Source organism: Paenibacillus xylanexedens (genome assembly GCF_001908275.1).
Lineage (GTDB): Bacteria > Bacillota > Bacilli > Paenibacillales > Paenibacillaceae > Paenibacillus > Paenibacillus xylanexedens_A.
Genome location: NZ_CP018620.1, coordinates 6,202,835 through 6,229,008 on the forward strand (window position 1 = coordinate 6,202,835; position 26,174 = coordinate 6,229,008).

A 26,174-nucleotide genomic window follows, 5' to 3' on the forward strand; every position below is an offset into this window, starting at 1 on the left:
GCATTTTGCAGTACGGGTTAGCATATAATCAACCATACACCAGCCGAACCACTATGTAACCGCATCTATATACATCTGCCAACAATTAACGACAGCCTCCCATGACAGACATTGTCATGAAACCGCATATAGAGGAAGTTATTCTGCTTATTAAGAAGAAGCGTGAAGATGAGGGAAGTCTTGTGGCAGCTCGTCCCCGAAAAACAGATCATCCAGGGAGCTCAGCGTACCATCTTCTTCCACCTGATATACAGACATTTTCTCACCGTTCACCGTTAATTCGATAAAGCATCCCCAGCAATAAAACTGGTGGGAACCAATTTTCCCGATATCTTTGGAACTACAGTTTGGACATTTCATATTCATTCACCTATCCATTAACAGAATGAATGGCATTTTCCAAGCGTTGTTCACTCAGAGACGGCACCATAATGGCACTTTCCCCGATGGACATATCGCTTGTACATGGCAGCCATTTGCGGCCCTCGATCAGATCGGACACAAAACCGTCCGTAATTTCAATCCCTATTATTGTATTTCCCAACTCTTGGTCAAAATAAACATCGGAGACACGCCCAAGCAGCAAACCTTCTTCGGTGAGCACGGACATCTCCTTCAATTTAGACCGACCGAGGAGGTACGTGTATTTTATGTCGTCGGCTCCCGTCTTGCGGACAGCCTGTTGATTACGGATCATGACGGCATCTTCGCCGTAGGCAACGATATCTTGCCACTGCACGATTTTGACATGATTGGTAAACAGACCTTTGTTCTCAAGCTCAATGCCTTCGATCTCCCAATCATCATTCACAATGAAATCCTGGATTTTACCGACCTGCTTCCCGTCCTCAACATCAAAAACGGCAAGTCCGATCATTTCCTGAAGCTTCATCGCTGGGTCCCCCTCATCTTCTTATCATTAAATAGGCGCGGCGCTATTGCTAGGTATGCCCAAAGTTGATGAGTGGCAATCAGACGCCGATCATCAAAACCGCTTCTATCCAACCGATGAAATGGAACTTCTTCCCTCCTTCTGTTCCATGTGTAAAGTTCCCCTTAGGGTCTATTACGCAGTCGTCCAAGAATGGTTCCAATTTTTTCGGCGGTTATCATGATTTCTTCCGTAGTATTACCCAATCCCCAGCTAAATCGAATCGCAGAGTGTAAAAATGTTTCAGGCAATTTCATCGCTTTGAGCACATGAGAGACTTCAAGTGAACCGGAAGTGCAGGCAGAACCGCTTGCAACAGCAATCCCTTCCATATCCAGATTCATTAACATCGTTTCTGTGGACACTTCCGGAAAGCTGATATTCAGGATGTTTGGCAGCGTATGCTCCAGGTGTCCATTCACGTGAAAGTGCTCCGTTCCCACATGAATTTCAAGCTGTTCCAACAAAAGTTTACGCAATTCCAAATCATGCTGACGATGCGCCTCCGTCTGTGCTGATGCAATCTTGAGCGCCTCTGCAAATCCGGTAATACCTGCGATATTTTCCGTACCAGCACGACGCTGACGCTCTTGCAATCCACCGTGAGCTCTTGCTTCCAGCACAATTCCTCGTCGTACATAGAGTGCACCTACGCCCTGAGGTCCATTGATTTTATGCGCTGAGAAGCTGATCAGATCCACAGGCAGTTCCTTACAGGAAATATTCTGGCTGCCCAGAGCCTGAACTGCATCGGTATGGAAAAGGATATTATGCTGACGTGCAAGCTCACCCACCTCACAGATCGGCTGAATTGTGCCTACTTCATTGTTGGCATACATCATGGTAATCAACACCGTATCCGGTCGAATAGCCTCTCGCAACTCATCCAGATTTATTCGTCCATAATGATCAACAGATAGATAGGTTACTTCATAACCTTGCCGCTCCAATTCCTGACACGTATGCAAGACAGCATGGTGCTCTATTGCGGTCGTAATGACGTGTTTCCCCTTATCCTGCCTGGATGAGACTGCTCCAAAGATTGCCAGATTGTCGCTCTCCGTGCCACCTCCGGTGAATACCAATTCGTCCGGGAAACAGCCCAAAGACGCCGCAATGACATCCCTTGCTCCGCTGACAGTCCGTTTGGCTTCACGCCCAAAGGCATGGATACTTGATGCATTGCCAAATTGTCCTGTCATGACGTTCATCATCGCTTCTGCGACTTGTGGATGCATAGGTGTCGATGCGGCGTGATCCAAATAAATTCGTTTCATTTATCTTCACTCCGTTATATGTTAAATTTCTATCTGATGGCAAACTGTCAAAATTGGAAACTGAAACGGATGCTCTATTGTCACATCTTCGTGTATAATGTTCTAATATCCATTTCAAAAAGGAGAGAGAGACATGAGTGATCCCATTCTCGGTCAGATTCTGAATCAGCTTCAACAAATGGACAAGCGGTTCGACAACATTGATGGACATCTTGGAAAAATAGACAACCGACTCGATGTTATGGAAGAGAGGCTCGGTGCCGTAGAGAACAGACTCGACACTGTTGATCGCACACTTAATGTTATTGACGACAGGCTCAATAAGGTAGATGGCAGATTGGATACCATCGAGGAACAAACTAAAAACATACCGCTTCTTCAACAAGCTGTTCTGGAAACACTAACCGTTACTAAACGTCTTGACGCTTCCCACTCCGCCTCTGAACGCAAAGTAACTACCGAATTGAATACACATCAGCACAGCATTGATATTTTGAATCGCCGTCAGTTACGCATGGAAGCCGATATAGAAACCTTAAAAAGTCGCTGATTTACAAGTGATCCAGTTAAGTTCACACTTGACCATCTTGTAAATTCCGCGGCTGAATACATAGCCCTGCTCAATTAAAATAATCTGTAGAAATTGAAGAACAAAGTACCCATTGGCATGTCTAAAGCCCCCAAGTTGGGGGCTTTATTGTGTCTTCTGTGATGCGAATTAATGATCTTAAATGTAAAACATGTAGCTATCTTTTTTGTCCTGATCCTGGAAGGTAATCAGGTCTTTCAGTGTTGTGGAATCCAACACTTCCGCAATGCCGTCACGAATACGCAACCATAGATCACGCTTCGCCGGATCATCTTCCTCTGTGAAATCTACTGGAGAGATTGGCCCTTCCAGTACACGGATTACATCGCCTGCAGTTACGGTTGCAGGATCACCCGCAAGGATATAACCGCCGTAAGCACCTCTAATGCTTTTCACCAGTCCTGCATTACGTAGTGGAGCAATCAGTTGCTCCAAGTAATGCTCCGAGAGCTGGTTGCGCTCAGCAATGCTTTTAAGTGATGTAGGGCCTTCGCCTATTCTGGCAGCAAGCTCCATCATGATTGTGAGGCCGTAACGGCCTTTTGTCGATATTTTCAAAGGAGTCACCTCTTTCAATTTTCAGAAACGATTGGAAACTTTATATTTAATCCTATGGTCCATGACCGTATGTTTCACGATCTGTCCACAGCGGAGATGCATTGAGATTAGCATAAACCTTCTAATCCTCCGTATTCCGATCATAACCCTCAGCTAATGTTAACATATCTGCATGCTTTATGGAAAAGAAAGATTGACGATATTCCAAAATGTGCGTCTGTGGCGGACACTATCCAAAATTGGCCGGGTGTATCGTATCTTGAGTCCGGTTATGCTAGAATAAGAAACGAAACACATTTATATATAGAAATGGTGATAACGATGTCCAAAACAATTGAAAATACACGGGTCGTCGTTGGCATGTCCGGAGGTGTCGATTCTTCCGTTACCGCACTGCTGCTGAAAGAGCAAGGGTACGATGTCATCGGCATTTTCATGAAAAACTGGGATGACACCGACGAGTTCGGCCACTGTACCGCTGAAGAAGATTCAGAGGATGTACGCCGCGTATGTGAACAGATCGGCATTCCTTACTACACTGTCAACTTCGAGAAAGAGTATTTTGATAAAGTATTTACCTATTTCCTTGATGAATATAAGTTGGGCCGCACGCCAAATCCGGATGTCATGTGTAATCGTGAGATCAAATTTGGTGAATTCCTGAACAAAGCTCTGGATCTCGGCGCAGATTATGTAGCTACAGGACACTATGCTCGCCTGATTGAAGAAGATGGCACACTCAAGTTGCTTCGTGGTGTGGACAACAATAAGGATCAGACCTATTTCCTTAACGCGCTCAATCAGAACCAGCTGTCCAAAGCCATGTTCCCGATTGGTCATCTGCCCAAACCGGAAGTACGCAAAATCGCAGAAGCGGCTGGTTTGTATACCGCCAAGAAAAAAGACAGCACAGGTGTCTGCTTCATCGGTGAGCGTAATTTCAAAGAGTTCCTGTGTAACTATCTGCCTGCCAAAGGTGGAGACATGGTTGATATCGCAACCGGTGAAGTCAAAGGCCGTCATGACGGTCTGATGTACTACACACTTGGACAGCGCCAAGGTCTTGGCATTGGCGGTTCCGGTAATGGTGAACCCTGGTTTGTTGCAGACAAGAACCTGGAGAAGAATCAACTGCTTGTTGTTCAGGGCGATGCCCATGCAAGCCTATACTCCACAGGTCTAACCGCAACGGGTGTGAACTGGATTGCTGGTGCAGAGCACATGCCTAATGTGCCATACCGTTGTACTGCCAAGTTCCGCTATCGTCAGCCGGATCAAGGTGTAACATTGACCTGGCAAGAAGATGGAAGTGTAGATGTACAATTTGACCAGCAACAAAAAGCCATTACGCCAGGACAAGCCGTTGTTTTCTACGACGGAGAGGTCTGCCTGGGTGGGGGTACGATCGATCAGGTGCAAAAAGTACCTGTACCCGCAATGCAATAATAGAGCTTGTCCATTAAAATGCAGATTATACACAATACCGTGTATCCCTATTAAAAAAGCCGTCTTTCATGTATACCATGAAGGATGGCTTTTTTCCTGCTTATTTTTGCAAGAAAATTAAAAATAGTTCGTTATGCAGTCAACCAGACTCCTGCCAAGCAGGCCAACACCCCAACTACAACCGAACTGATGACGTAGAGCGCCGCGCTTGCATATCGTTGTCGACCCATAAGTCCTAACGTCTCATAGCCAAAGGTGGAGAATGTGGTGTAAGCACCGCAAAATCCGGTTCCCCACATCACCCAGATTCCATCTGAGATCATTGCAGATTCATGCCACCCATATAACAACCCAAGCAACAATGAACCACTGATGTTGATGATCCATGTTCCCCATGGAAAAGCCGTTCCCAGCAAGCCAGAGACCCATTTTCCCAGACTGTAACGCAGTACCGCACCCAGCACACCTGCAAAACCAATCCACAGGATCATGAGGCATCACCCTCTTGTCTTTGTGCTCCCAACATACGATGTCCAAGGCTCATTCCCAGCGCACAGAGCAACAATCCTGCCAACAGACTCACGATCATATAAATAGCGGCACTGATCCATTCGCCCCCTTCGGATAAACGAAAAATATCCAGTGTAAACGTGGAGAATGTCGTAAATGCGCCAGTAAAACCTGTGCCAATCGCCAGTCGAAGTTGTGGTGTTATTTTGCCTGGAACAGCTATGGTAAAGAACCAACCCAAAAAAAGGCTACCCATCGCATTGATTAACAGTACCGCCCAAGGAAAGCCCACATGGACAGTTGGTAACGCTAACTGTATGGCATATCGGGTTAATGTACCGAGAAATCCACCCGCCCCTATATACAAAAGCTCTTTCATGTTGTGTGCATCTCCCGAGTGATCTGACTGATCTTATAGATCTCTGCGCCGCTGTTGGTTCAGCCTGATCTTCGATTCGTTACCCTGCTCCGTTGCCTCATAGAATACTCTCCGTGAGAGCTGCTTTGGCAAATATTCTTGTTTCACGTAATGCCCAGGGTAATTGTGCGGATATTGATATCCCTCATGTCCAAGCTTCACGGCACCCGAGTAATGCGTATCTCGCAAGTGAAGCGGAACTTCTGCCGATTTCACCTCATCAATCGCGTTCATGGCTTTGGAAATGGCGGTATACACCGCATTGGATTTCGGACTTTCTACTGCAAACAAAATCGCTTGTGCAATGTTCAGCTTGGCTTCGGGCCAGCCGTTATTCCGGTACGCATCAAGTGCTCCAATGGCCTGGGTCATGGCTTGCGGGTTCGCAAGTCCAATGTCTTCACTGCTTGCTGCAATCAGGCGCCGAATAAAGGTCATCGGGTCCATGCCGAGCTTCTCCACCGCGTATAGAAACCAGAACAGCGCCGCATCACTGGAACCCCGAATACTCTTGTGAAATGCAGACAGCACATCATACTGGGTGGATTCATCTGCCTTCACAATGGGGCGTCGAATAGACTCTTCAGCTACACTAAGCGTAATATGAATGGACCCATTCTTCTCCGGTGGCGTGGTCAACGCAGCCAGTTCAAGCGCGTTAAGCGCACGCCGAATATCCCCGTTGGCCATCGTAGCAATATGTTCAAGCGCCTCATCGTCCGCCTGTAGCTCCATGAACCCCAGACCTTTGTCCGCATCACTCAATGCTCTGCGCATCGCAATAAGCGAATGCTCCTTGTTCAGTGATTCCAGCTGGAAGAGGGTGGAGCGACTCATCAAGGCTCCATTGACATAATGAAAGGGATTCTCTGTTGTCGCGCCGATAAAAATAATCGTGCCCTTCTCTACCGCTGGCAATAGCGCATCCTGACGTGAACTGTTAAACCGATGTACCTCGTCGAGGAACAGAATGGTTTTGGTTCCATACAGCTGTTTGTTCGTTTGGGCCTGTTCGATGACTTCACGCACATCCTTGACGGAAGCTTCCACTGCATTCAGACGTACGAACTGTCCTTGCGTTTGCTGGGAAATAATATGTGCCAAGGTTGTCTTGCCACATCCCGGAGGGCCGTATAACAAGATGGACGAAATCTGATCAGCCTCGATGGCGCGCCGGAGTAATTTCCCCGGTCCAATAATATGTTCCTGTCCAATATATTCATCCAGATGCTCTGGCCGCAAGCGGTCCGCGAGCAATCTAGCTTGTGGTTTTGAGTCCTGTTGAAACGAAAATAAATCCATTGCTCATCACTTCCTTAACGGATTGCCTTGCCTTGAGTACAATTACACTTCAGATGGTTCTCCACTCTCTATCATATCATACTCTCGCGGTAACATAGCCATAAATGCATGAAGTGCACTGCTGACAAAGGCATCCTTGCGAGTAATAAAATGAGTCATCATGCGATTCATACCTACGGGGAGTGTATGCGTGCGCAATAATCCATTTTCGATCTGATGCCTAATCACAATCTCTGGTAATAAGGAAATTCCCATACCGGACGTAACTCCACTAATAATCGCTTCAAGGGTTCCGAATTCCATAATTACTGGGCGGGTAACACCACCCACCTCTAACCATTCCTCCAAAACCTGACGATAGGAACACCCCATACTGTAGACAAGAATGGGTTTACTCTTAAGATCTTCATCCGTAGGACCCATACCAGAATAGACAACAAATAGTTCCTCATCAAATACGGGAATAGAAACGAGATCAGGATGATCACAGGGACAGCCTATAAATGCTCCCTCCAATTCATACCCAATCACTTGATCCATAAGCATCTGCGAATTGCCAGTAACCAGTGACAAGGAGACATCTGGATACTGTTTATAATATCTGACGAAAAGTTCAGGTAGTCGCACGGCCGCTGCGGTTTGTGTAGACCCTATTCGCATTGGACCCGACGGTGTGCTCGTTGCCCGAAGCGCCTTGGAAGCATCATTCAGCAAACCAATAATTTTATCTGCATAGGTCAGCAACATTTCTCCGGCTGGAGATAACGTCATGCCTCGGTTATGACGAATGAACAACGTTGTACCTACTTCTGCTTCCAGATGCCGGATTCGTGCCGTTACGTTGGATTGAACATACCCCAGTTTAGAAGCAGCTTTGGTCAGATTCCCTTCCTGTGCAACACACTGAAATATTCTAAGATCCCCGCTTTCCATGGTCCCCCCACTCTGACATCATTCAAAATGATATCCGCTTCATTACCAATCATTATACTTCATGTGTAAACCGGACTACAATTCATGTAGATCCCAAACCAGTCAGCTGACTGGATGATGATAAGGAGTGTTCAGCATGACATACTGGAAAAATAGAGTTGCTCTGATCACAGGTGGTGGAACAGGTATAGGACGTGCTGTAAGTGAGTTGCTCGCTGAACGCGGAGCCTTGGTCGCTGTCAACTATTCCCGCTCACAAGATGTAGCAAGAGAGACTGTTCAACACATTATGGATACGGGAGGCCAGGCATTCGCTGTTCAAGCTAATGTTGCCAATGATCTTGATGTCCGGCGGATGGTCACTACAATAACTGAAACTTATGGCCCGATCACTGCACTTGTAAATAACGCCGGAATCACGCGTCATATCCCCATGCACGATCTGGAGTCTGTTACAGATGACATCTGGAATGAGCTGGTTGATGTGAATGTGAAAGGCATGTTTCATTGCGCTCGTGCAGTGACGGAAGGCATGAGACAGGCTGGCGGTGGTTCTATCGTGAATTTGGGCAGCATCGCAGGCAGTACGGGCTCGGGCTCCTGCCTCCCTTACGCCGTCTCCAAAGCGGCAGTTCATGGGCTGACCTTATCACTTGCGCACGCACTCTCACCACACATTCGGGTGAATGCCGTCGTCCCTGGCGCAGTTGCTACAAGGTGGTGGGCTGGAAACGAGGAGCGAATGTATCGTCTCGGCGGAGAAGTGTTATTACAGCATATTGCCTCACCTGAAGATATCGCACACATGATCTGTGCTGCGCTGGAACAGCAATCTATGACCGGGCAACTAATTACTGTAGATAGCGGACAGACGTTATGAGCTCCAGTCATGATAAAGATACCCGGATCATCAAACCATTGAAATATACACTATTGATCATTTTGACAACGTTAATCATGGGCACTTCTTTTCCAGTTGGCAAGATCGGCATGTTATATGCCCCACCTTTCCTGCTCATGGGCATACGTTATATACTGGCAGGTGGCTTGATGGCCTTGTTCCTTCGTAAACGTCCGTTGCCTACTGGATGGCAGTCTTGGTTGAAAATAATCCTCATTGGCCTGTTCCAATCCGCAGGAGTGATGGGCTGCGCCTACTACAGCATGAACTGGATTACATCCGGTGAATCCGCCATTATTACGTTTACCAATCCGCTACTGGTCATTATCCTCAGTGCTCTTTTATATAGAGTGACCTACCGTTTCAGTCAGTGGATCGGTGTTATACTCGGTTTCATCGGGATTATGTTAACTTTTGGAATGCAGATGAGCTTTAGCCCCGGAACCTGGATTGGATTTGGTGGTGCGATCTCCTTTGCCGTGTCCACATTGCTCATCAAACGCTGGGGCAATGGCTATGATACTTTTGTCTTAACAGCCTATCAGATGCTTGCTGGAGGTGCTGCGTTGCTTCTGCTGAGCGTATGGACTGAACAGCCTCACTTTATGGTCAATACCACCTCGGTTATGGCGCTGCTCTGGTTAACGCTTGTTTGCTCCATCATTCAGTTCTCACTCTGGTTTTATCTGCTTCAGAATAGTGACCCAGCCCAAACCAGTTCGTATCTGTTTCTGGCACCGTTCTTTGGTGTAATGTCGAGTTGGATTTTGCTGGGGGAGCACGTTCAGTGGTTTGCATTGGCAGGCGGTTTACTCATTGGTGTTGGCATATTCCTGGTGAACCGTCGCTCATCCAGAATGAGAAATAGCGTAACATAACTTGAACTTCTTCATCGTTCTTCCTTGGAAAATCAAGCGATTTTCGCACAAAAGCAACAAAAGGCATGCGCTTATGGGACTTTCCCATGAACGTCATGCCTTTTGTTGTATAACAAACTTTATCTAGCCAAGCTCTGGCCAACCCTGAATGGTTACGGACTCGCCATCGGGATTATGTGTTGCAGCCGCATAGATCGGCAGTACACCGTCATGGAACAACCACAACTCGTGCAAGGCACGTGTACAACCAACGTACAACAGCTTTGCATCACCCGCATTTGGCAAATAATGCTTCTGGTCTACGTCTGCCACAATAACGGCATCAAACTCCAACCCTTTAGACAGATAGACCGGTAAAACGGAGTGCCCACCTGTGTACTGCTTTTTGCCACCATCAATCAGGTTTAGATCCCAGCCTGCGTCCTGAAGTTCACGATGAAGTTCCTCTGCTTCATGCAGTGTACGGGTCAGGATGGAGACTGTTCGGTAGTCTTTGACCGTTAACACCTTTAAAGCCTGCTCCAGACTCGCCGTCCGCCCTTCGCCTCCATAAGCCAGCGTCCGAACCGGATCACCACTACGGAAAACAGGAATCGCCGTAATTCCGCTCTTGACGCCACGTTCCAGAATCGTATTGGCATAATCGATAATTTCCATCGTCGAACGATAACTTCGGGTCAATGCAAAGTATGCATTCTGTTCCTCAGGAAACAGAGAACTCATCTCTTCCCACGCATGAACACCACGGTACTCATGAATGCCTTGGGACAAGTCACCCAGTATGGTGAAGGAATGCCCTTTGACAAACTGATCCAATAACGCCACATGAAAAGGGGAAAAGTCCTGCGCTTCATCGATCACAATATGGTCGAATCGCTCCGAACCCTCGATATCATGGACCAGTGTATGAATGTATACTAATGCAGGTAAATCCTCTTCACGGACGATATCCTGTTTCAGATCTGCTGCGGTTTGTTTCATGACCAGTTTTGGAATAAGCCCGCTGAGCGAGGCTGGCACAGAGCCGCCCTTTGCAGCTTTGAACAGCTGTTTGTATATCGTAAGCGGCTCGTATTGAGGCCATTTTTTGGCATAAGCTTTCTCACGAGTAGACGCTTTTTTCTTGCGTTCTTTGCGCACAGCTTCTGGCATCGGTTTCTTAAGTTCCATCTCAATCCAGCGGTGAACCCGCGCCATGACCCGTTCTTTGCGTTTGGCCAACGGATAATGTTTGTATTCCTCACCGAACCAGTTCTCGATCTCCGTCTTGCTGAGCACCTTACCATCCCATGGACTGAAGTCCATATCCGGTACGGAATCCGCTTCCATGCCCGAGAGCCACTCTCGAATAAGCTCCATGAAGCGGATAGATCCTTTGTAACGTCCAGGTACATCATCATTCAATTCAGGTCGTGCATCAGGTTTTTCGAACCAGGTGTTCAAAGTATCCGACGTATTCGCCAAAGGCATCTCCAGCCCCAGCAGGTTCATCGCCCAATCCGGGAATGTCCGCTGTTGAATGTCCCCTACTCCAAGTTCCGGAAGCACATCCGAGATGTAATCCAGGAACATATGGTTGGGTGCAAAAATAACCATTTTCTCCGCAGATACTTGCTCCTTGTACTGATATAGCAAAAAGGCAAGCCGATGCAGGGCAACCGTCGTTTTCCCGGATCCAGCTACACCCTGAATGATCAATGCAGTGTTTCTCGCCGCACGAATAATCAGATCCTGCTCCGCTTGAATCGTAGATACGATATCACGCAGTTTGTTATCCTTGTTCTCTCCCAGACGATAAACGAGGAATTCATCAGATACCGCTGGCTGGTCGCTGTCACGGTTATATGTATCCGCCACACGTTCCAATATCCGCTGCCGAATGACAACGTTTCGTTTCAGATATACGAGACCTTCAATAAGCCCTTCCGGGGCTTCATACGTAGCGGAGGCTTCCCCTCCCGTAAATGAGTAAAACAGGCTTGCGACAGGAGCACGCCAGTCGATGACGAGCGGATGCTCTCCCACCTCTTCGCGGTCTACGCCAATTTTGCCAATATACAGCGGTTTCCGTGCACCACTGCCCTGTTCTTCGAAATCCAAGCGTCCGAAATAGGGTTGCTGCGCGCTCTTGGACAAGGCGGTGCGGCGCTCTTCGCGTCCAGCTTCCAGCACTTGTTCTGTGAAGTCGTGGCCGGTGTATACCGGAATGTTCTGCAGTCGTTCCAGCTGACTATCCACTTCCTCCATCGTTCGCTCTAACCTGTACTCTTCTTCTTGATAGGCACTTTGAAAGCTGTCTGACATGTTTCAGTTACCTCCTAAGAATATGTTTTGCTCTGCATCGCCTAGATCTGGCAATACAAAAGGATACTTACTATATCACATAGGGCAATTGAAAGCCACATCCGTTTTGTAGGCTTACTTTTGTAAGGAATGAAGCTCATCTGAATTGATAATTAATGATGGCACTGACAAGCGCACAACAACCAAACAAAATAAACCACCAGGCCCACTTGTTTCTGGACTGCCTGCGCCTGCTGTTCAATGCGCCGTAAATCCCAATTAGCAGTACGATGGTGGAAAAGCTAATTCCTACGATCCAACCAGCCATTATACCTACCGCCCCCCTTTGTTTTCACTACACACGAACAGTCTCTCATTTCCTGGATTTCAGATGAAAAGCTCCTCCTCGAATATCCACTTGAAATTCACTTTTTCCACTTTTGTGTATTAGATTATTGCTGTCCCCATGAAGGGTAATCAAATCAAATTCACTTTTTAACGCTCCTGATCTTCTTTTATAATTAAAATTCGGAAACCTTCGTTATCTGGAATGGAAACCAATGCCTTTGCCCCTGTGGATACAGAATGTAATTTCTCTGGCATCTTGAGACAGTCCATATTTAATTTTCTGCCTGTTGTGGTAATTTGCAAGTGACGAAACTCCCCCGAAATGTCGATCTTGGCTGAACTGGATTGAAGATTAAGCTTATCTGCACTAAGGTGTTTTACTTTCACTATGGATGCCACTGCGCACAGTTCAAGCTCCTCCATCCTCCCTGATAGATCTACACGACCTGAGGTGATCTTACATTGACAGCGAGTGGCCAGAAGCCGATTCAACCGGAGTTGTCCTCCTGTGGAGTTTAGTAAAATACGATCAAAAACCCGATCAGGAAGCTGAATCTCCAATGCTGTTCTAGCAATATTTATTCCAACGAGGCCTCTCCTTTTTCTCCCGTCCACAATGCTTAAGGTATCCCCTCGTATGTTAACTTGCATCAGCCTTCGCTTGGAAAAGCACGCATCCGCATATTGCATAACGTGAATCAGTTCATCCACACTCGGAAGAACTCTGATATCTCCTGACAACCAATTTAACTGTATATCATGAATGGGTTGATCAATGTCCATGCTCTTGCATATTGCAAGCTCACTACTTTTCAACATCTTTTCCCTCTCCATTTCAAACAATCAGGTATATGTTTATTCCGCCTCCGCATAACCTCCTGTGCTGGCATGGCGATTCGTAATTCGCTGAATGAGCTGTTCGCTAACGATATCTGCTCCCAAGAGCTTCATCATGTGTTGCAAAAACTTAAGCCTTTCCAATGTCTGTGCCTGATCCCGTCCAAAAAGTAGAGGGTTAATCCAGATATTAACGAGCAACATGAAGATTTCAGCACACTCCAGCGGATATTCGACTGAAATGGACCCATCTTCCTTGCCTTGTTCCATAATATTGGAAATAATTCGCGCATCCTTCAGAACACCTTTTCTGATCCCTCCAAGAACAAACTGCGGATTCTTGATCTGAGTGCTTAGAACCTGATCAATTGAGTTGGACTGGATTCCAGGATCAACGATAATATTTTCCAAAATACTGATGAGCTTCTGCCTGGCATTCGGAGCATGCGTGTTCTGGATGAGTTCCATAAACATGTCTTCTGCCCGCCCAAGCTCCTTCTCCATCACAGCACTAAGGATATCCTCCTTGGATTTGAAATGATGATATATTGCACCTTTGGACATACCTAATTCATCTATAATGTCTTGAATACTGGTTTTTTCATATCCCTTTTCGGTAAACATTTGAGTTGAGACAGTCAGAATCAGGTCCAGTGTCTGCTCAGGATATTTATTTCTGGCCATAAGTTCCTCCTTATACATACCAACGGTCGGTATCTATAATATAGAGTATGTTGGTCTTATTGTAAATATGAGGAATTTAAAGGATGAGCAAAAAGGATCTCCGTTGAAATACCTCATGGGTATTACGGAGACCCTGCATTAATGAGAATTACTCTTCGTTTTGTACTGTAGTTGCATTGCCTTCCTGTGCCACAAACTGTTTCTGCGCTAATTCACGGTATACCGGATGATTGCTAATTAATTCCGTATGAGTTCCTGTTCCGGTAACATGCCCATGCTCCAATACAACAATCTGATCGGAATCCACCACTGTGGACAATCGGTGCGCGATCACGATCGTAGTTCTTCCTTCCATCAGATTGGACAATGCTTGCTGTACTTCATACTCCGAGGTGCTGTCCAGACTGGATGTCGCTTCATCCAACATAAGAATATCCGGACTGCGCAGTAAGGCACGAGCAATAGCAATCCGCTGACGTTGGCCCCCGGATAACTTGATTCCCCTCTCGCCCACTTCCGTGTCATAACCCTGTGGCAGCTTGTCGATAAAGTCGGCAGAATAGGCCATCTCAGCAGCTCGCCGGATCTCATTCATCGTGGCCTCACGACCTAATCCGTACGTGATGTTGTCTTTGATTGTACCCGCCATAAGCGGACTTTCCTGAGATACATACCCGATCTTGCTACGCCAGGAGGCCAAAGAATAATCTGTTATGGCTTGTCCCCCATATGAAATGTGGCCTGAATCGGGCATATAAAACTGCTCCATCAAGGAGAACAGCGTTGATTTTCCGCTACCGCTGGGACCGACAATGGCTGTCACTTTTTGTGTAGGTACCGTCAGATTAATCCCGTGCAGCACTTCCTCACCTGTGATATAGGAAAAGTGCACATCATGGAATGCGATCGTCTCATTTCCTTTTGGAGCTACCTTAGTGCTGTCATGTGGCTCTTCCTCATCGGCAAGGATCGCTTGTATGCGCTCCGTTGCACCTACGACTTTTTGCAAACGGGAGTATAACGTCGTGAATTGTCCCATTGGCATAATGACCTGGAACAACAGCAAAATGAACGCAACCAGTTCACCAGGCGACAACAGTCCAGACGCTACGCGCATTCCCCCCACACCCAGAATAACGACCAGTACGGCAGTCATGACAAATGTAAACAAAGGACCGATCAGTGCAAGAATGCGTGCTTCCTGCAAGCCAAAAGCAAACATTTTACGAATCCGGGAATCCCCTGCTTCCACTTCCTGTTTCTCCGTGCCGTAGGCTTTGACCAGACGGATCTCGCCAATAACCTGACTGAGCACGGACGTAAGACCTGCCATCTCGTCCTGCTGTTTCTTCGAGATCTTGTACATCTTCTTACCCACAGGCAACAGGATCAACATCGTAAGTGGCACCAGACTCAGAATAATGAGCGACATCACCCAGTCCAAATAGAACAATAACGCCACGCCACCCACTACAGCAACGATGTTGGACACAAAGGAAACCAGATAGTCTGCGATCAATGTCATGATCTGGCTTGTATCATTCGTAATCCGACTCATCGTATCGCCTGTACGATTGCGGTCGAAATACGGCATTCGTAGCGACAATACCTTGTTCCACAGCTTGGTGCGAAGTGTTGCGACGACGCGTTGTCCGGCGTAATTTAACATATAAATGCTAATACCCGAGGCAATCGCCTGAATCACAAATGCCCCAAGCAATAACAAAATAACAGATTTGTTCAATGCCGAAGTGGTTAATCCATCAATCAGACCTTTGGTCATCAATGGCACGATCAGTCCGGCTGTAGTTTGAATCAGGGTTAAGATGAGGGCCAGAATCAAGATCAGTTTTGGCGGGTTCGTGGAGGCGATAAGCTTGACGAAATCCTTAAATCCCTTTTTTCCTACCTTCGGTTCATTCTGCCCTGCTTGTTGCTGCTCTTCCATTCCCGTTCCTCCCGTTCTCCATCTGCTCACCAGAGATCATACGTATGAACTTACATGACGTTGCCTTTTGTTATTACAAAACTCCATGCAACACAAAGTTGGCTAAAAAGAGGATGGAAATGCCATACATGACCACAGGCACCTGTTTACCTTGACCTGCTGCCAGCTTCGCTAAGGGATAGGCAATAAATCCAAACGCCATACCGTCCACGATGCTATATGTAAATGGAATCATGACCATGATCAGAAATGCCGGGAATGCCTCTGTGAAGTCACCAAAATCCATATCCTTCACACCTTGCACCATCAGCCCACCAATAATGATCAAAATGGGTGCAATCGCACTGTCCGGAATGTAACCGAGTAGCGGGATGAAGAAAAAAGTAGCCCCGAATAACACAGCTGTAACGAGCGGAGTTAAACCTGTGCGACCGCCTGCCGCAATTCCGGCTGTAGTCTCTGCTGCAGCAACTGGAGGACTGCTTCCGAATATGCCTGCCAACACGGTACTAATGGATAGTGCGCGCAAACTTCCTTTGAACCGCTCTGGACGACCAATCATCTGTGTCTGAGCCGTAATTAATCCGATATTTTCGAACACCACAATCAGCAGTAGCAAAAATACCGCGATCCAGAATGCGACATCAGCCAGTTTCATCAAAGATAATTCGCCAAACAAGCCGCCGTATTGACGCAGCGCATCCATAGCTGATACGGACTCACCCGGGTTCACTGCACCAAGTACATAGGCAAGGCCTGTCCCGACCAGAATACTGATCAGAAGTCCACCCTGTACGTTACGTATAAATAAAATCAAGGCAAGCACCAGCGTAACGCAGGCTGTAATGACATTGGGATCATTGAAATGCCCAATCGCAACAAACGTGGTCTGATGTGCGATAACGATTCCACTTTTTTGCAAACCGATAAATGTCAGAAACAAACCAATCCCGACCGTAATGCCATGCTGCAGATTTTTCGGGATTGCTTCGCTGATCATTTTGTATAGTGACGTAAACGCAACAATGGCAAACAGTATACCTGTAACGGTTACAACAGCCAGCGCTTCTTGCCAGCTTAATTTCATGGAATGTACAAGTGTATACGTGAAAAATGCATTAATCCCCATTCCGGGTACCACGATAATCGGTGATTTTCCGCCAAATGCCATGAGCAAACATCCTGCAATGGACGTCAGCAGTGTTCCAACCATAGCTGCCTGCAAAGGCATCCCGGCATCGGAAAGAATTGTAGCATTGACCATAACGATATAGACCACGGCAAAATAGGAAATGGCTCCCGCCACAACTTCCTTCTTCCACTGGTCTCCTGGCTCCATGCCAAGACGTCTGGTCATCCATCCGTGTTTCATTTCGTTCTATTCCCCTCTCTTTAGCCGCAAATTCTTTATGTATGTATCATCATTTCGCGCAGCAGTGAATATCATACACGGTTTTGACTTTGAAGTACATGATGTAACTCTGACATTTATCTAGGGATACAGTTCGGCTATCATAGACGATTGACGTCCCATCAGCCCCTCTCTTGCGAAGTATGATCACACAAAAAAGCGCAGATGCCTTATCAGCATCCACGCTTCTTCAGTTGGCAGCAAGTTACTGCTGCTCGTTCTCTGCAATTTCTAACAAATCCTTAATCGCAACACTGACCATGATCAGTCCAGCTACCGGAGGCACAAATGAGTTACTCGCAGGTGGCTGTTTAGCCTTACGAATTTCCGGAGCATTCTCGGGAACGATTTTTTGTGTTACGTCCTCGCGCGGTTTCATCGGCTTTTCAGTCGAGAAGACCACTTTCACACCTTTTTTGATGCCGTCTTTACGAAGTGTGGTACGCACAACACGGGCAATCGGGTCCATGGTCGTTTTCGAAATATCTGCAACTTGGAATTTCGTAGGGTCCATTTTATTCGCCGCACCCATGCTGGAAATCATCGGAATTTTACGTTTCAGGCACTCTTTAATGAGATGGATTTTGTAGATAATCGTGTCGGATGCATCCAGCACATAATCCAGTTCATATTTGAACAATTCCTCATACGTTTCTTCCGTGTAAAACATATTCAGGGCAATCGCATCACATTCCGGATTGATCAGTTTCACACGTTCCACCATCAGGTCCGCTTTCTTCTGCCCTACTGTCGTGGTCAGAGCATGAATCTGGCGGTTAATGTTGGTGATGTCCACTACGTCTTTATCAATCAGGATGATGCGCCCAACGCCGCTACGGGCAAGAGCTTCTACAGCAATTCCACCTACGCCGCCAATACCGAGCACAGCGACTGTACTATTCTTCAATGTGTCCAGACCTTCAGGTCCGATCGCAAGTTCTGTCCTTGAAAATTGATGGAGCATTGAGAATCGATGCCTCCTTTATTTCTTTTCCGCTACCGGTTTACGGGCTACGCGGATGTGAAGTTGTTCCAATTGTGAGTCATCTACTTCGGAAGGTGCATTCATGAGCAGATCCGTTGCACTTGCCGTTTTCGGGAAGGCAATCGTTTCACGCAGATTCGTGCGGCCCGCCAGCAACATCACCAAACGGTCCAGACCAAAGGCAATACCACCATGCGGTGGAGTTCCATATTCGAATGCTTCCAACAGATAGCCGAATTTCTCATTCGCTACTTCTGTAGAAAGTCCAAGGGCAGCAAACATTTTCTCCTGAACATCACGTTTATAGATACGCATCGAACCGCCACCTACTTCATAACCATTGAGAACAAGGTCATAGGCTTGAGCACGGATTGCACCCGGATCAGTGTCGAACAGATGTACATCTTCGTCTTTTGGACGTGTGAACGGATGGTGTTCTGCCACATAACGTTTCGCATCTTCATCGTATCCGAGGAGTGGGAAGTCCACAACCCAAGCAAATTTGAATTTGCTGTCATCGATCAGACCGAGTTGACGGCCGATTTTCAGACGCAAAGCGCCCAGAACGTCAGCAACCACTTTTTTCGTGTCCGCGGAGAAGAGCAGCAAGTCGCCATCTTCAGCACCTGTACGTTCTTTGACAGCTTCGATTTCTTCAGGCGTGAAGAACTTCACGATTGGCCCTTTGAACTCGCCGTCTTTTACTTGAATCCAAGCCAGACCTTTCGCACCGTAACGTGCAGCAAATGGTCCGAGATCATCGATCTCTTTACGACTCCATGTGCCACAGCCTTTAGCGTTCAGCACTTTCACTTCTCCACCTTTTTCGATGACAGAAGCAAATACTTTCACACCGCTGTTCGCTACGATATCGTTCATTTCAACCAGTTCCATACCAAAGCGCAGATCTGGTTTGTCTGAACCGTATTTACCCATTGCATCTGCATACGTAATCCGTTGGAAAGGTAGTTCCAGCTCAATACCTTTGGTTTCACGCAGCAATTTGGCCATCAGTTCTTCCATCATTGGCAGCAGATCATCCTGTTGCAAGAAAGAAGTCTCGATGTCGACTTGAGTGAATTCTGGTTGACGGTCTGCACGCAGATCCTCATCCCGGAAACAGCGAGCGATCTGATAATAACGCTCAACGCCACCCACCATCAGCAACTGTTTGTAGATTTGTGGGGATTGTGGCAAGGCGAAGAATTCACCTTCATGCACACGGCTCGGTACGAGATAATCACGCGCACCTTCCGGGGAGCTCTTAGTCAGGATCGGTGTTTCCACTTCAACGAACTCTTCTCCATCCAGGTAGTCCCGGAACACTTTGGATGCTTTGGAACGCAGTTTCAGTGTTTCGAACATTTCCGGACGACGCAGGTCCAGGTAACGATATTTCAAACGAAGGGATTCATCAACTTCGACACCATCTTCAATGAAGAATGGAGGTGTTTTGGCTGCATTGAGCACTTCGATTTCTGTGATTTGAACTTCAATTTCGCCAGTAGGCAGGTTTTTGTTAACTGTTTCAGCATCACGTTTAACGACTTTACCCGTTACAGCGATAACATACTCGCTACGTACGCGATCTGCGATTTGCAGAGCTTCACCGGAGTAAGCCGGGTTAAAGACAACTTGTACAATCCCGCTGCGATCACGCAGGTCGATGAAGAGTACGCCCCCCAAGTCACGACGGGTCTGAACCCAACCGTTCAATGTTACTGTTTCACCGATGTGTGCGGGTGTTAATGCGCCGCAATGATGACTTCTTTTCATAACCAAACTCCTCATTATGTGAATTTCCGTTCTGTATGGGCAGTTAGTGCCTGCTCTTCAACAGTCCGGTTACGTGTAGATCATGTATTCGAAAAGGCATGTTACCTCTGGCTCGCCAACTTCCGCTTAATTGGAAACGTCGGTGAACCTCATTACTTTTGCCGGATCAATTGTTTTACTTGAATGTTTAAGATTTAATGTAACACCTCATGCTTATTTACCTTCGCGAATTGCCGCTACCAGATCATCAAGCTTCACGGTTTGTTGCTCACCCGTATCCATCGACTTGAGGGCGATCTCACCACGCTCCAGCTCGTCATCACCAAGGATGGCAGTGTAGCGGGATTTGAAACGGTCAGCTGATTTCATCTGTGCTTTCATCTTGCGGCCCAGATAATCACGTTCCCCAGACAGTCCAGACTGACGAAGTTTGAACAACAGACGGTTCACTTCACGATCAGCAGCCTCTCCCAGAGCAACAAAGTATACATCCAGTGGAGCCAGCGTAGTAACCTCAATGTTTTGGTGCTCCAGAATCAGTTGAATACGCTCCAGACCAATACCGAAGCCGATGCCCGGCTGATCAGGTCCGCCAATATCTCCAACCAGACCATTGTACCGACCACCGCCGCCAACCGTATCTATTGCTCCAATACCTTGGGCTTTTAATTCAAACGCAGTTAGCGTGTAATAATCCAAGCCCCGTACCAGACGATTGTTCACAGCATAATCTACTCCGAAATCATCCAGGTATGCCTGCAGCTTGGCAAAGTGATTCAAAGACTCTTCATCCAGGCTATCCAGTATAGATGGTGCCCCAACGAATTTGTCCTGATCGACCTTACAGTCGAGTACACGCAGCGGATTACGCTCCATGCGGGACTGGCAGTCCTTGCACAGGCTGTCCTTCATCGGTCTGAGGAACCCAAGTAACGTCTCCCGGTATTCTGCACGGCTGGTTGAGTTACCAACGGAGTTGATCTCCACTTTGACATCCTTCAAGCCGAGCTCGACGCACAACTGGTAACCTAGTGCGATTACTTCCGCATCAATTGCCGGGTCCAGCGCACCGATGGCTTCTACACCAAACTGGTGAAATTGACGCTGACGGCCTGCCTGCGGACGCTCATACCGGAACATCGGACCGATGTAATAGAGCTTGCTCACATCCGGTTCACCGTAGATTTTATTCTCCACATACGCACGGACAACACCTGCTGTTCCCTCTGGACGAAGAGTCATGCTGCGATTGCCTTTGTCATCAAAGGTATACATTTCTTTCTCAACGATATCGGTAGTCTCTCCTACACCGCGTACAAATAAAGAAGTCTGTTCGAAGATCGGTGTACGAATCTCACGGTAATTAAACCGTCGACACAGATCTCGTGCTTTTTCTTCTACGTACTGCCATTTCTCGACAACTCCAGGCAGTAAGTCCTGCGTTCCAGTCGGTTTTTGAAAAGCCATCTTGATCCCTCCAGCATTGATTTTTTTCTCTAAAAGTTAAAAAATTCTACACGTGATCACTGCGCGGGCAGAACAACCTTACAATCGCTGTTATCCCCAGATTTTTTGAATTAATTTTATAATGTGAAAATCTGGTGATAGCATATGCTTCCGATGCAGCTTTCTTTCAGAAAGCCTTTAGGCGAACGCTTCGCTTCTACAGCTTGGTTCTACAATCTCCGTTTTCGTGTATTTCTTTTAAATCAACTTATATAACAAAAAAATCCCTCGCCCTGTCGCTGTGTATACAGCAAACAAAGGGACGAGAGATTGTGTAATATACATTCACCCGTGGTACCACCCACATTCCGGAAACCTGACACTTTAGCCGTTCAGGCGATCTCTGATGATTCAGGTTTGCCCAAGGCATTCTGATCAAGCAGATATTCCGCTCTACGTGTAACGCACGTCCTGCGCAGGCCAGCTACTGGTCAACAGATCATATCTGCTGTGTTCGCCGTCTGTTCTCGGGGAAGTCATTCGTCCGCTCATCAAGAGAATCCTTACAGCCTGGGGATTCCTCTCTGGTCATGTGGGCACGGAGTACTTGGTCCCGTCATCAAATCAGTAATATAGTTCAAAAATCGACTTGTATTGACTATAGTCAACGTATTATTTTCTGATTGTAATGAACCGCAGTGCTAAAGTCAAGGGTTAACACGAAAAGATAGCTCTAAAAAAATTTTGCTAACACACTGCACCGGGTGGGGGAGTGACAGAAATCACGGATAATAGAAGCTGGATTCATCATATGAATTCCAACTTCTATTCGCTTCTTATTCCTCTATTGTTGCAGCATCCACTTCAACAGATCCGGCGCGCTCGCCCATAAACGGGAATGCATAATGACATATTCAATCGCTTCGTCGGAGTCGCCCATGCCGACAAAGTCAGGGAGGTTATGAGGCAGCCGTTTCAAACCCAACAGGTAATCAGGCACATGTTTGTTCACACCCCGGGCTACACGGTACAGCATTTTGAGCTGGGAGGTGATTCCGTTTTTCTTATACTCCAGAATGATCTTGTCATAGGCAAAGGCCGTTGCGGTGTCACCTCTTCCATACTCCTCCAGCAATTGCTCTGCCTGTTCCAATTGGTTGCTGTACAAATACACAGCAGCGAGCAGGTAACGTGCTCCGGTATTGTCTTCCGTATTAAGCTCCAGCATATGCTCCAGAATCTGTGCTGCTTCTTTCGTATCTCCGCCAAACCAGCAGGATTCGGCATAACTTTTGCATATCCGGATATAGGGACGAGTCTCATGAAGCCCCCAGAAGTCCCCTTTGTTCTCCTCAAAGAACAGTTCGCCCAGTTCACGTTTGCCAGCAGCGATTCCTTCCTTGAGGTAAGATCGCGCATCATTCTCATTGTCCGATTCCTCAGCTAGAATAAGATACGCATCAGAGCTGTCAGGATACATCTCAATCGCTGTTTCCGCCAGATGTACTCTCCGTTTGGAAGAGCTCGCTTCCCTCGCCTTAGACAGCAGAGCCTGTGCTTTGTCTCTCGATGTGCCTGGACCGTTCAGCATCAATAGCTCGTCCGTTTCACCGCCCATGCCGTATTCTTCGATGTAACTATTCATCTCCTTAACCTTCCGGGAGATCGTGCCTGTCGTTACCTCATATTTATCAGCCAGCTCAGCCTTTGTGACATTGAAGCCGTATTCCTCGGACAGCAAAAACTCAATTGCAGCAGAGAACGAGCCTGTCTTCTTCACAGTAGGGCGGGTCTGACGGGAGTAGCCGTTCCATAACACTAGAGCTTCCAAAATTACCTCTGGCTCATATTGGTTGCTCATGTTCTCAATAGTCTGCAGGGCTAGCTGTTCGTGAGCCGGGTGCTCCCATCTCAAATCGCTTGCCACCATCTTTTTCAGCTTGGTCAAGGTCAGTTTGCTCTCAGGCTGAATGGAGGCTTCCCGGACCGGTTTCTCCGTTGATATTATCCCCAGTATGGATTCTACTGCAGAGGACTCCTTGTTCAGACAACATTTCTTATATTTTTTCCCACTACCACATGGGCATACATCATTTCTTCCAACCTTACTCAAAACTAATTCCCCCTTAAATCTGTCTCTAGCCATTCGCATGAGAACTCTGTTGCTTTAGCATTGTAGGTGTCATTTCTCAAACGAGGCATTCTATATAACTTTCAAATTCCATCGATCAAGCAGAAACGGCTGTCCCGTACTTATATAAAAAAAGTGGGGCCGTTTCAGCGAGTATATGTTCATCTGGAATATGACGGATCACTCTGGCGATGAATTCCTACAATTCGCTGTAGAATATATAAACCCATCTCTCTATTCTAGCAAAAATTGAATAAAGGGGTAAGCTCTGCCCAAAACATACATATTCTCAGCTCAAAAAAAATAGCCTGCACACGGTGTGCAGGCTCAAAGGATATATAAAAAAAGGGGGTCATGTATGTTATTATAAGCCCACTATGTTAAAGGCTTATGTATCTAATATTACAGTAATATTACAAAAATGATAGCGCTTTATAAATTAGTTTTTTAATATCCTCCTGATTAAAAAGCCCTTGCACATCACTCGACTGTATGGTCGAGCAGTGCAAGGGCCAAGAAGTATCTACACGTTAATTCAAATCTTCCACATAGGCATGGTTGGAACGAAGCTTATGAACAATCTCCTCATAGTCCTCATCCCTTACTTTGGCAGACAGAACATAATGCAGATCATCATAATCGGCCGAAGACACATCTGCAGCATTCAGCATGTCTCCATCCTCATTCTCTCTGTCACGAGTATCCCGTTCTGCATCACGGTCCACATTGGCTACCACAGGGATCACATTTTCGCTGGCTGGAACACCAGGGGCTGCACCTACACCCATTGCACCATTGGTACCTACGCCACCTGCTGTATTATAAGGCACCAGTGGCACCATAACACGCGTGTCTCTACCTATCGCACTGTCCAGTTGACCTACTTCCAAATGCTCTGTACGAAACGTCTGAAGTGAAGTTCTTGCTCCCTCTGCCTCGTCCTCGGTTCGAAAATACGCCTGAATATGTTTTGTCATGTCAAACCCTCCTTTTTCGGAATGAAATGCAACGTGAAGTTTGTAAACGTCACGATGTAACGTAGTCACGATGTAACGTAGTTAAGATACATCAATGTATGTCAGTTGTACTGGCTGAAGTTATATAACTTTTAGCAGTTCACGTACAAACGCTGGCTCATCTTCAGGCGTACGGGATGTAATATAGTTTCCATCCACAACGGCCTCATGATCCTTGAACTCTGCTCCTGCGTTTACCATATCATCCTTAAGCGGTGGATAGGATGTAATCGTGCGGCCTTTCAACAGACCGGCACTAGCCAAAATCTGAGGACCATGGCAGATCGCTGCGATTGGTTTCTTCGCACTGTTGATCTCGGTGACAAACTTCAAGATGTGCGCATCACTTCGCAAATTCTCAGGGGATGATCCACCAGGAATCACGACCGCATCATAATCTGAAGCGGATGCGTCACCAATCGCCTTATCTGTGGTATAGGAGGCCTTTCCTCCTTTACCTTTAAGGGTCTCACCGGCTTTTAATCCGATAATCTCCACTTCATGTCCAGCTTTTTTTACTTCGTCATACGGGACCTGCATCTCCGAATCTTCAAAGTCATTCGCCAATAAAAAAGCAACTTTACTCATAACGTATGTTCTCCTTTCCGTGTTCGAACTTTCTTTATAAAATCGGGTCTTGCAGTACATTGGCACTTCGTTGTGCCTCGTTTTGTTATTACCCTCACCAGAGCAATTTATAACAATTCAATTTAATTTCATTTTGTAACGAAGTCGTCAAACGAACACTTAAAAAGTTCTACTCACGACAAAAAGTCCTGATTCGGGAAGGAATCAGGACTTTTTTTAGAATCTGTATAATCCAAATATCGGATGTTTATATACCTGTGTAAACATTCAAGATCGCGGAAGATGACTCTGCTTCCCTTTGTCCGAATCCTGAAGTGCCCAGATCGTTGCAACATACTCAGCAGCCGAACGGGCAAGGTGCAATGATTCATACAGGTTGCCAGGGAGTAACAAAGGTTCTGTACGGGTACGTGTTTCTTTCGCAGATTGGCGCATAATTGGATGGATACTCCTTTGATCATGAAATAGTCATCAACGAATTATCCTTTATTATTGCCTGAACCCTATGAAATTATGCACGTGGTTCCTGACGAACCGGACTTTCAAGCATCAAAGTCACGGGTCCCCAGTTGGTAAATGTTACATCCATCATCGCTCCGAAACGCCCGGTTTCCACCTGAATACCTTTATCCCGTAGCAGTTGATTAAACGTTTCATATAACAGTTCTGCCGCTTCAGGTCGGGCCGCAGCCGCAAAGCTCGGACGCTTTCCTTTGCGACAATCTCCGTACAGGGTGAACTGGGAAACAGACAATACAGCACCGCCAACGTTAAGCAGACTGAGATTCATCTTCTCCTGATCATCCTCAAATATCCGTAACCCACTAACTTTGTCAGCCAGATACTGGGCATCCTTCGCGGTGTCCTCATGGGTAATGCCTACGAGCAGCATTAATCCGGATTCGATCTTACCTGTCAGCTCGTCTCCCACAGTCACCTGAGCCTCTTTACAGCGTTGTACAAGCACCCTCATCTTAC

Annotated in this window: 26 protein-coding genes; 4 read left to right on the forward strand and 22 right to left on the reverse strand. The window is 46.7% G+C overall.

The features are described 5' to 3' along the window. Nucleotides 1-150 precede the first annotated feature (150 nt). The 3 genes from BS614_RS26965 to BS614_RS26975 all read right to left on the reverse strand — a co-directional run bounded on the left by BS614_RS26965 (nt 151) and on the right by BS614_RS26975 (nt 2,208). Nucleotides 151-360, reverse strand: coding sequence for a hypothetical protein (locus tag BS614_RS26965; RefSeq protein WP_017686815.1), 210 nt, complete (start codon nt 358-360; stop codon nt 151-153). A gap of 10 nt (nt 361-370) precedes the next feature. Next, nucleotides 371-892: a PRC-barrel domain-containing protein gene (locus BS614_RS26970; protein WP_017686814.1), complete on the reverse strand. Its 522-nt coding sequence runs from the start codon at nt 890-892 to the stop codon at nt 371-373. Between the two features lie 164 nt (nt 893-1,056). Continuing rightward, complete coding sequence (locus BS614_RS26975; RefSeq protein WP_074096209.1) at nt 1,057-2,208, reverse strand: cysteine desulfurase family protein; 1,152 nt, start codon at nt 2,206-2,208, stop codon at nt 1,057-1,059. A 133-nt stretch (nt 2,209-2,341) separates the two neighbouring features. Between BS614_RS26975 and BS614_RS26980 the strand changes: the two genes are divergently transcribed. Next, the gene (locus BS614_RS26980) at nt 2,342-2,758 is read left to right on the forward strand and encodes a hypothetical protein (RefSeq protein ID WP_074096210.1); all 417 of its coding nucleotides are present in this window, start codon (nt 2,342-2,344) and stop codon (nt 2,756-2,758) included. A gap of 177 nt (nt 2,759-2,935) precedes the next feature. On the opposite strand, the gene cymR is transcribed toward BS614_RS26980, so the two are convergent. After that, nucleotides 2,936-3,355 (reverse strand): cysteine metabolism transcriptional regulator CymR, encoded by a 420-nt coding sequence (gene cymR / locus BS614_RS26985; protein ID WP_017686811.1) that lies wholly within the window; start codon nt 3,353-3,355, stop codon nt 2,936-2,938. Between the two features lie 321 nt (nt 3,356-3,676). Between cymR and mnmA the strand changes: the two genes are divergently transcribed. Further along, complete coding sequence (gene mnmA, locus BS614_RS26990) at nt 3,677-4,801, forward strand: tRNA 2-thiouridine(34) synthase MnmA (RefSeq protein WP_074096211.1); 1,125 nt, start codon at nt 3,677-3,679, stop codon at nt 4,799-4,801. A gap of 131 nt (nt 4,802-4,932) precedes the next feature. Here the strand turns inward: mnmA and crcB are convergent, their stop codons facing one another. The 4 genes from crcB to BS614_RS27010 are packed head-to-tail and all read right to left on the reverse strand — an operon-like array spanning nt 4,933 to nt 7,964. Beyond that, nucleotides 4,933-5,292 (reverse strand): fluoride efflux transporter CrcB, encoded by a 360-nt coding sequence (gene crcB, locus BS614_RS26995; RefSeq protein WP_074096212.1) that lies wholly within the window; start codon nt 5,290-5,292, stop codon nt 4,933-4,935. Further along, nucleotides 5,289-5,690: a fluoride efflux transporter FluC gene (locus tag BS614_RS27000; RefSeq protein ID WP_074096213.1), complete on the reverse strand. Its 402-nt coding sequence runs from the start codon at nt 5,688-5,690 to the stop codon at nt 5,289-5,291. The genes crcB and BS614_RS27000 overlap by 4 nt, the downstream gene beginning before the upstream one ends. A 33-nt stretch (nt 5,691-5,723) precedes the next feature. After that, nucleotides 5,724-7,031 (reverse strand): replication-associated recombination protein A, encoded by a 1,308-nt coding sequence (locus BS614_RS27005; RefSeq protein WP_074096214.1) that lies wholly within the window; start codon nt 7,029-7,031, stop codon nt 5,724-5,726. Between the two features lie 42 nt (nt 7,032-7,073). Beyond that, a complete protein-coding gene (locus BS614_RS27010) occupies nt 7,074-7,964 on the reverse strand; it encodes a LysR family transcriptional regulator (RefSeq protein ID WP_074096215.1) in 891 nt (296 codons plus the stop codon). 136 nt (nt 7,965-8,100) lie between these two features. On the opposite strand from BS614_RS27010, the gene BS614_RS27015 reads away from it, so the two are divergent. Together BS614_RS27015 and BS614_RS27020 are read left to right on the forward strand one after the other, a co-directional pair. Beyond that, on the forward strand, nt 8,101-8,844 hold the full coding sequence (locus BS614_RS27015; RefSeq protein ID WP_074096216.1) for an SDR family NAD(P)-dependent oxidoreductase: 744 nt from the start codon (nt 8,101-8,103) through the stop codon (nt 8,842-8,844). Next, the gene (locus tag BS614_RS27020; protein WP_074096217.1) at nt 8,841-9,743 is read left to right on the forward strand and encodes a DMT family transporter; all 903 of its coding nucleotides are present in this window, start codon (nt 8,841-8,843) and stop codon (nt 9,741-9,743) included. The genes BS614_RS27015 and BS614_RS27020 overlap by 4 nt, the downstream gene beginning before the upstream one ends. A gap of 123 nt (nt 9,744-9,866) precedes the next feature. Here the strand turns inward: BS614_RS27020 and BS614_RS27025 are convergent, their stop codons facing one another. The 14 genes from BS614_RS27025 to dtd all read right to left on the reverse strand — a co-directional run bounded on the left by BS614_RS27025 (nt 9,867) and on the right by dtd (nt 26,169). Continuing rightward, nucleotides 9,867-12,047 (reverse strand): HelD family protein, encoded by a 2,181-nt coding sequence (locus BS614_RS27025; protein ID WP_074096218.1) that lies wholly within the window; start codon nt 12,045-12,047, stop codon nt 9,867-9,869. A 136-nt stretch (nt 12,048-12,183) separates the two neighbouring features. Beyond that, entirely contained in the window at nt 12,184-12,354 is a 171-nt protein-coding gene (locus tag BS614_RS31880; RefSeq protein ID WP_167544426.1) for a hypothetical protein, read from the reverse strand. Between the two features lie 167 nt (nt 12,355-12,521). Beyond that, on the reverse strand, nt 12,522-13,193 hold the full coding sequence (locus tag BS614_RS27030) for a DUF4097 family beta strand repeat-containing protein (protein WP_167544427.1): 672 nt from the start codon (nt 13,191-13,193) through the stop codon (nt 12,522-12,524). A gap of 36 nt (nt 13,194-13,229) precedes the next feature. Continuing rightward, on the reverse strand, nt 13,230-13,895 hold the full coding sequence (locus BS614_RS27035; RefSeq protein ID WP_074096220.1) for a TetR/AcrR family transcriptional regulator: 666 nt from the start codon (nt 13,893-13,895) through the stop codon (nt 13,230-13,232). Nucleotides 13,896-14,043: 148 nt separating this feature from the next. Continuing rightward, the gene (locus BS614_RS27040; protein ID WP_074096221.1) at nt 14,044-15,843 is read right to left on the reverse strand and encodes an ABC transporter ATP-binding protein; all 1,800 of its coding nucleotides are present in this window, start codon (nt 15,841-15,843) and stop codon (nt 14,044-14,046) included. Between the two features lie 73 nt (nt 15,844-15,916). Next, a complete protein-coding gene (locus BS614_RS27045) occupies nt 15,917-17,215 on the reverse strand; it encodes an NCS2 family permease (protein WP_074096222.1) in 1,299 nt (432 codons plus the stop codon). A gap of 244 nt (nt 17,216-17,459) precedes the next feature. After that, a complete protein-coding gene (locus BS614_RS27050; RefSeq protein WP_017686791.1) occupies nt 17,460-18,218 on the reverse strand; it encodes a tRNA threonylcarbamoyladenosine dehydratase in 759 nt (252 codons plus the stop codon). A gap of 18 nt (nt 18,219-18,236) precedes the next feature. Further along, nucleotides 18,237-20,015: an aspartate--tRNA ligase gene (gene aspS, locus BS614_RS27055; RefSeq protein WP_036616911.1), complete on the reverse strand. Its 1,779-nt coding sequence runs from the start codon at nt 20,013-20,015 to the stop codon at nt 18,237-18,239. Nucleotides 20,016-20,228: 213 nt separating this feature from the next. Then, complete coding sequence (gene hisS / locus BS614_RS27060; RefSeq protein WP_017686789.1) at nt 20,229-21,482, reverse strand: histidine--tRNA ligase; 1,254 nt, start codon at nt 21,480-21,482, stop codon at nt 20,229-20,231. A gap of 823 nt (nt 21,483-22,305) precedes the next feature. Beyond that, a complete protein-coding gene (locus tag BS614_RS27065) occupies nt 22,306-23,574 on the reverse strand; it encodes a tetratricopeptide repeat protein (RefSeq protein ID WP_074096223.1) in 1,269 nt (422 codons plus the stop codon). Nucleotides 23,575-24,122: 548 nt separating this feature from the next. Then, entirely contained in the window at nt 24,123-24,569 is a 447-nt protein-coding gene (locus tag BS614_RS27070; protein ID WP_074096224.1) for a hypothetical protein, read from the reverse strand. A gap of 120 nt (nt 24,570-24,689) precedes the next feature. After that, a complete protein-coding gene (locus BS614_RS27075; RefSeq protein WP_036616900.1) occupies nt 24,690-25,196 on the reverse strand; it encodes a type 1 glutamine amidotransferase domain-containing protein in 507 nt (168 codons plus the stop codon). Nucleotides 25,197-25,463: 267 nt separating this feature from the next. Next, complete coding sequence (locus tag BS614_RS31665) at nt 25,464-25,631, reverse strand: hypothetical protein (RefSeq protein WP_156946186.1); 168 nt, start codon at nt 25,629-25,631, stop codon at nt 25,464-25,466. A gap of 76 nt (nt 25,632-25,707) precedes the next feature. Further along, entirely contained in the window at nt 25,708-26,169 is a 462-nt protein-coding gene (dtd, locus tag BS614_RS27080) for a D-aminoacyl-tRNA deacylase (protein WP_074096225.1), read from the reverse strand. Nucleotides 26,170-26,174: the final 5 nt, after the last annotated feature.

Excerpts from the sequence above, each read along its gene's own strand:
- BS614_RS26965 (WP_017686815.1), bottom strand. The coding sequence starts at position 360 with ATGAAATGTCCAAACTGTAGTTCCAAAGATATCGGGAAAATTGGTTCC.
- BS614_RS26970 (WP_017686814.1), bottom strand. The coding sequence starts at position 892 with ATGAAGCTTCAGGAAATGATCGGACTTGCCGTTTTTGATGTTGAGGAC.
- BS614_RS26975 (WP_074096209.1), bottom strand. The coding sequence starts at position 2,208 with ATGAAACGAATTTATTTGGATCACGCCGCATCGACACCTATGCATCCA.
- BS614_RS26980 (WP_074096210.1), top strand. The coding sequence starts at position 2,342 with ATGAGTGATCCCATTCTCGGTCAGATTCTGAATCAGCTTCAACAAATG.
- mnmA (WP_074096211.1), top strand. The coding sequence starts at position 3,677 with ATGTCCAAAACAATTGAAAATACACGGGTCGTCGTTGGCATGTCCGGA.
- crcB (WP_074096212.1), bottom strand. The coding sequence starts at position 5,292 with ATGATCCTGTGGATTGGTTTTGCAGGTGTGCTGGGTGCGGTACTGCGT.
- BS614_RS27000 (WP_074096213.1), bottom strand. The coding sequence starts at position 5,690 with ATGAAAGAGCTTTTGTATATAGGGGCGGGTGGATTTCTCGGTACATTA.
- BS614_RS27005 (WP_074096214.1), bottom strand. The coding sequence starts at position 7,031 with ATGGATTTATTTTCGTTTCAACAGGACTCAAAACCACAAGCTAGATTG.
- BS614_RS27010 (WP_074096215.1), bottom strand. The coding sequence starts at position 7,964 with ATGGAAAGCGGGGATCTTAGAATATTTCAGTGTGTTGCACAGGAAGGG.
- BS614_RS27015 (WP_074096216.1), top strand. The coding sequence starts at position 8,101 with ATGACATACTGGAAAAATAGAGTTGCTCTGATCACAGGTGGTGGAACA.
- BS614_RS27020 (WP_074096217.1), top strand. The coding sequence starts at position 8,841 with ATGAGCTCCAGTCATGATAAAGATACCCGGATCATCAAACCATTGAAA.
- BS614_RS27025 (WP_074096218.1), bottom strand. The coding sequence starts at position 12,047 with ATGTCAGACAGCTTTCAAAGTGCCTATCAAGAAGAAGAGTACAGGTTA.
- BS614_RS31880 (WP_167544426.1), bottom strand. The coding sequence starts at position 12,354 with ATGGCTGGTTGGATCGTAGGAATTAGCTTTTCCACCATCGTACTGCTA.
- BS614_RS27030 (WP_167544427.1), bottom strand. The coding sequence starts at position 13,193 with ATGTTGAAAAGTAGTGAGCTTGCAATATGCAAGAGCATGGACATTGAT.
- BS614_RS27035 (WP_074096220.1), bottom strand. The coding sequence starts at position 13,895 with ATGGCCAGAAATAAATATCCTGAGCAGACACTGGACCTGATTCTGACT.
- BS614_RS27040 (WP_074096221.1), bottom strand. The coding sequence starts at position 15,843 with ATGGAAGAGCAGCAACAAGCAGGGCAGAATGAACCGAAGGTAGGAAAA.
- BS614_RS27045 (WP_074096222.1), bottom strand. The coding sequence starts at position 17,215 with ATGAAACACGGATGGATGACCAGACGTCTTGGCATGGAGCCAGGAGAC.
- BS614_RS27050 (WP_017686791.1), bottom strand. The coding sequence starts at position 18,218 with ATGCTCCATCAATTTTCAAGGACAGAACTTGCGATCGGACCTGAAGGT.
- aspS (WP_036616911.1), bottom strand. The coding sequence starts at position 20,015 with ATGAAAAGAAGTCATCATTGCGGCGCATTAACACCCGCACACATCGGT.
- hisS (WP_017686789.1), bottom strand. The coding sequence starts at position 21,482 with ATGGCTTTTCAAAAACCGACTGGAACGCAGGACTTACTGCCTGGAGTT.
- BS614_RS27070 (WP_074096224.1), bottom strand. The coding sequence starts at position 24,569 with ATGACAAAACATATTCAGGCGTATTTTCGAACCGAGGACGAGGCAGAG.
- BS614_RS27075 (WP_036616900.1), bottom strand. The coding sequence starts at position 25,196 with ATGAGTAAAGTTGCTTTTTTATTGGCGAATGACTTTGAAGATTCGGAG.
- BS614_RS31665 (WP_156946186.1), bottom strand. The coding sequence starts at position 25,631 with ATGCGCCAATCTGCGAAAGAAACACGTACCCGTACAGAACCTTTGTTA.
- dtd (WP_074096225.1), bottom strand. The coding sequence starts at position 26,169 with ATGAGGGTGCTTGTACAACGCTGTAAAGAGGCTCAGGTGACTGTGGGA.